This window comes from Prevotella conceptionensis 9403948, assembly GCF_000312305.1.
GTDB lineage: Bacteria > Bacteroidota > Bacteroidia > Bacteroidales > Bacteroidaceae > Prevotella > Prevotella conceptionensis.
The window spans coordinates 84,211-88,684 of sequence record NZ_HE999443.1; the positions used below are offsets into that span (position 1 = coordinate 84,211).

At 49.8% G+C, this 4,474-nt stretch carries 6 protein-coding genes and 1 pseudogene; all 7 read right to left on the reverse strand.

Features of this window, described 5'->3' with window-relative positions:
- Positions 1-247 (reverse strand): annotated as a pseudogene (locus BN93_RS17840) (3-oxoacyl-ACP synthase); the annotation flags it as partial.
- 129 nt (positions 248-376) lie between these two features.
- Positions 377-793, reverse strand: coding sequence for an acyl-CoA thioesterase (locus BN93_RS00290; protein ID WP_044259277.1), 417 nt, complete (start codon positions 791-793; stop codon positions 377-379).
- Positions 794-968: 175 nt separating this feature from the next.
- Positions 969-1,433, reverse strand: a complete 465-nt coding sequence (locus BN93_RS00295; protein ID WP_019186353.1) for a pseudouridylate synthase — start codon at positions 1,431-1,433, stop codon at positions 969-971.
- Positions 1,391-2,293: a lysophospholipid acyltransferase family protein gene (locus tag BN93_RS00300; protein WP_019186354.1), complete on the reverse strand. Its 903-nt coding sequence runs from the start codon at positions 2,291-2,293 to the stop codon at positions 1,391-1,393. The genes BN93_RS00295 and BN93_RS00300 overlap by 43 nt, the downstream gene beginning before the upstream one ends.
- A 22-nt stretch (positions 2,294-2,315) precedes the next feature.
- On the reverse strand, positions 2,316-2,564 hold the full coding sequence (locus tag BN93_RS00305; RefSeq protein ID WP_019186355.1) for an acyl carrier protein: 249 nt from the start codon (positions 2,562-2,564) through the stop codon (positions 2,316-2,318).
- Positions 2,565-2,661: 97 nt separating this feature from the next.
- Entirely contained in the window at positions 2,662-3,756 is a 1,095-nt protein-coding gene (locus tag BN93_RS00310) for a class I SAM-dependent methyltransferase (RefSeq protein WP_019186356.1), read from the reverse strand.
- 200 nt (positions 3,757-3,956) lie between these two features.
- Positions 3,957-4,474, reverse strand: a 518-nt coding sequence (locus tag BN93_RS00315; protein WP_019186357.1) for a hypothetical protein, incomplete at its 5' end; no start/stop codon positions are given.

The window sequence follows — 4,474 nt, forward strand, 5'->3', positions numbered from 1 at the left end:
CCTGTTTTACAGACAATACGACGAGCATCTCAAAGCGCGAGAGGGCCAAACCCACATCACCCACGTGGCTGTTGAAACGTTCCTCCACGGCGCTGTCGTCGAAGAGAGACGCCACAAAGCTTTGCGGAAGTCCCCATTTGCCCTTGTGGGTGGTTAGTTTTGTGCGCCCTTGCAGCACGGCGGCGAAGTTTTCTTCGCTCGTCCAGCCCAAGGGCGACGATATGTTGTGTGCAATGCAATGCGTCATCTTTGCTTATATATAAGGTGTGAGGTGGTTTACTTACTCCTTACTGCCTGCTCCTAGCAACCTATTACTTACCACTTACTACTTCCAAGTTACTCCTTTTACTACTTACTCCTTACCACTAACTACCCCTTACAACACTTTCCACCGCTCTTGCCACTCTTGATAGAAGGGCGGGCGGTACCATTCCAGCTGATATTGCTTGTTCATGAAAGCCTGCACGCTATGACCTGTGGCCATCAGCGCGTTGTCTTCGCTGCGCCTTATCTCGTAATCGAACACGATTTTAGCCGCTTCGGTGGGCACATAGAATATGTCGATGCGACATTTCATGCCGTAAACGATGGGCTGCCGATACTTAAACGTCAGCTCAACCAGCGGTGCGTAGTAGCCATTGTCGGCGATGGTGAGGTATTCCAGGCCGTATTTGGCACCGAAAGCCTCGCGTGCATCCTCGAAGTAAAGGGCGTACGAACCATGCCACACCACGTTCATCGAGTCTACTTCGCTAAACCTTATCTCTATTTCTTTGGATGCTTGAAGGGACATTTGTTGTTATTTAAGGAGTTAAGGAGTTATGGAGTTAAGGAGTTAAGCCGTATGCTGAGGAGTTAAGGAGTTAAGGAGTTAAGCCGTATGCTTTTAAAGCATTCACCTTTAATTCGTTGAAGTTGGGAAGTGTATCGAGAAAGCAACAAGGCCATTGGCTTAACTCCTTAACTCCTTAACTCCTTAACTCCTCACCATGCTCCTCAATCAACGCAATCTTTATCTCCGTAGTAGCCACCGTTTCGCCTTCGCATTCCACCTTTGCAGAGGCCAAAGTCATGCCCATCACGTTTTCTTCTACGTGTATCGTGGTGACGAGTTGTTGGCCAACGCGAGGCAGACGCGCCACGCAGAAGTTGCGAATGGCACCTATGAAACCCAACTGAACAGGCCGATTGAGCACATACTTATTGTAAAAGCCCAGTCGTGCGGCACAAGTTTGGGCCACGTTCTCCACCAATCCAGCGGCGCAGAGTTGCCCGTTGTCGGTAAACACGCCGTCTTCTGGCACGCAATAGCCGCAAACGGTAGTGTCGTTGTCAAAGCTCAGCAAGCTATCTACCATTACAAATGGCGGTTGCTGGGGCAAAAGCTCGCTTACGTCGATGGTTCGGTCGAGGAGCTTGTGGTTGTTGTCCATATATTAAAGAAGTTAAACCATTGTTCGGGATGCAGTCTTACCACGCGTTCCAATTCGTTGACGTAGGCTTGTGCCAATTGTTGTATGCGTTCTTTGCGTGGCAGACTGGTAGGCGGCAGTGGCAGGCGAGTAAGTATGGCGCGGTAGCTTTTGATACCCGTCTTAACCACCAACACAACCAGCGTAGGCACATCGCGTTGCACGATGGTGGCAAACGGACCAAGGGGGAAAAGCGCATCGGCACCGAAGAAACGGCATACAACCGACCGCTCCGAGCCAAATCGCCTGTCGGCTGTAAGGCTCAATATCTGTCCTGTGGTAAGCACTTCGTTGATGGCAAAGAGATGATTCATCCCATTGTCAACCGGTATCATGTGGATATTGGTTCGGCCGAACTGCTTTTTACGGTTCTCCATCACCGTTTCCGTCTCTTGGGCAAACACCAACATGTGCATACTTTTGCGCTTAGCCGTGAGCATATAGCCGCCCATCTCGTAGTTTCCCACGTGTGCGCTCAGCATCACAAAGGCGTCGTCGCCCGCTTCCAGTTTGTTATACAACTCGATATTGTCGGTTGTAAGGGCGAATGTCTTGCCTGCACATCGTGCAAAGCGGTCTATCATCACCTGTCCAAAGCGTAAGTGGTTCTTATAACTCCACCAAAATGATTTCACTACATTCCATCCCAGCCTTTTGCGATAGAACCCATAGCTGGGCTTAAATCCCTTGCCGAAGAGCATATAGAACGGCACCACTACCGCCACACCCATATAATAGATGTGTAGGGAGAGGAAACGAAAGCAATTTATCAATTGCTGTTGCATCCAACGGTTGCCGTCTGTTCTGCCTTGCCATTCCATGTCAGCCTTACGGAGATTGAGTTTAGGCGTTGTTCACCTTGTTTTCGATGTAGTCGCAGAATTGTTTGAGGGTGGTTATGCCAGCCATCTCTTCGGGTTTTATTTTAAATCCGAACTTCTTTTCCACGATAACCACAATGTCAACGAAGTCCAGGCTGTCGATTCCTAGGTCGTCTTTGAGCTTTCCTTCGGGAACAATCTTCTCTTCGTCAATCTCCAAATCCTCAATAAGAAATTCTCTTACTTTTTCTTCTATTTCTTGTCTAGACATATTTATATTGTGTAATTAATATTCTTTTGTTGTTTGTGGCGTTGGGCAGGTGTTGGCGGGCGAAATCCCGTCCACGAACAATGCCCAAGCTTGCATGTTAGGGTAGCGAAACCTCCAAAATGCTGTGCCCACGACCTATTCCGTCGTGTGTATTCACCACTTTTAGTCCCGCTTGCGCAATCAGTCGGGTCATGTCTTCGCTGTGATACATCTTCGAATTGCCGTTGGCCATAGCCGTAAAGTAAACACTGGTCATGGTTAGGCATAGGGCTGTGGTTTCGTATTGCTGCCTGTCCCAAAACGTTTCCATAATGAAAAGGCGCGTATTGGGATTCATCACGGCAGCCGCCTTTTGCAGAATGGCCACTATTTGTGGTTCCGAAAAGCAGTCGAGAAACTGACTCATCCATATCACGTCCCACTCGCCCTTGGGCAGTTCGTTTGTCTTGTCCAGCAAATCAGTGGGATAACCAGCAATGCGTTCGGCCCCTTCCTTGCCTTCGATGTTCTTTTTCATCATGCCAATCTGCCCAGGTAGGTCCACGATGGTTACGTTTACGTCGGCCGAATGAGCCACGCAGCGCAACGCAAAGCGGCCCGTGTTGCCGCCAACGTCCATCAATTGGCGTGGGTTATGGGCGAAAACGATGTTCAAAGCTTGGCTAAACGAGTTGTCGCTATAAAAGTGGTCGAACCTAAACCAGCTGCTTTGCACCTCTTCGGGCAGTTTCGAGAGCCCCTCGTAGATGGTAGGCCAGTTGCCAAGCGTTTTCAGTCCTTCGGGCTTTTCGTTCGTCAAGGCCTCTTCTAAGAAGAACATCCCGCGATAGTTCACATCGTGGTTGAAGTCCATGTTCACCCGTGTAGAGTCGTCGGTGAGCAAGAACCAGCCCGTTTTCGATAGCGAGAAACGGCCCGTTTCTTCGTCTACCAGCACAATTCCAGCCGAAAGCGATGCCTCGGTGAGTATCTTTACGGCATAGGTTGATAGCTTGGTGCGTTGCACCAGCTCGTCTTGCGTCAGTCCGTCTTGACTGTCGCGCAACAAGTCGAGTATGCCGAACTTCACCATTAGGCGCGAAACCTGAAACACCATAGGCGCCCAAGCGATGAATTGGGCCATGCGTTGTGCCTCGCCGGCCGACATGCGCTCGTGGCAATACTTCTTAGATAATGCGGGAAAGAGGTGCATATAATGTACTAAGTATATGAGTTTACTAGTTTATGAGTTTCTGATTTGGGGCGTAACCTGGTGTGTAGGCCAACGGTTTTGATGTTCTTTGGGCGATGTGTTTGCCAGGAAACCTGCCTGTTGTTGGGCACAAGGCTGCTGGCCTGCAAACCTAAGCACGCCAAAACTGAACGAATTGCCTGTTGGGGAACCCTACGAACTTATTTCTGTTTCTTACAAGCTTTCTTGAGACACTTCACCGATCGCGCGGCCAGTTTCTTAAAGATGTCGCGCAAGCGTTGGCTCTCGGTGTATTGGCTGCCACTGGAAAGGTCGTCGATGCGAAGTTTGGTAATCTCCTTGTTGCCATCGTATATGTCCACTTCGCATGCCAGATGGGCATCGCCAGAACCGAAACCAACAACCACGGCCAGCGCAGTTATGCCCAGGTGCAGGCGTTTCATCTTCACCACAAGGCGCAAGGGTGTGCCCTCATCTTTTTCGGCAATGGCTTTCAGTGCGCCTTTGTTGTCTTTGTTCCATTTCTCCACAAACTGGCTTACGCACAGTTCCATGTCGCTTTTCCAGTCGCGTACGTTCTCTTCGCCCCTGTCTTGCAAGTACTGCATGCAGGGCTTTCCCTCGATATTGAGGTCCGAGTAGTCTACTTCCACCACGCATTTTTGCTGGTCGTTAACAATGCAGGCATTCCCCCTGATAGAGTTCATGTCGCTGTCGG

Coding starts and splice junctions, on each gene's coding strand:
- BN93_RS00290 (WP_044259277.1), bottom strand. CDS start 793: ATGTCCCTTCAAGCATCCAAAGAAATAGAGATAAGGTTTAGCGAAGTA.
- BN93_RS00295 (WP_019186353.1), bottom strand. CDS start 1,433: ATGGACAACAACCACAAGCTCCTCGACCGAACCATCGACGTAAGCGAG.
- BN93_RS00300 (WP_019186354.1), bottom strand. CDS start 2,293: ATGGAATGGCAAGGCAGAACAGACGGCAACCGTTGGATGCAACAGCAA.
- BN93_RS00305 (WP_019186355.1), bottom strand. CDS start 2,564: ATGTCTAGACAAGAAATAGAAGAAAAAGTAAGAGAATTTCTTATTGAG.
- BN93_RS00310 (WP_019186356.1), bottom strand. CDS start 3,756: ATGCACCTCTTTCCCGCATTATCTAAGAAGTATTGCCACGAGCGCATG.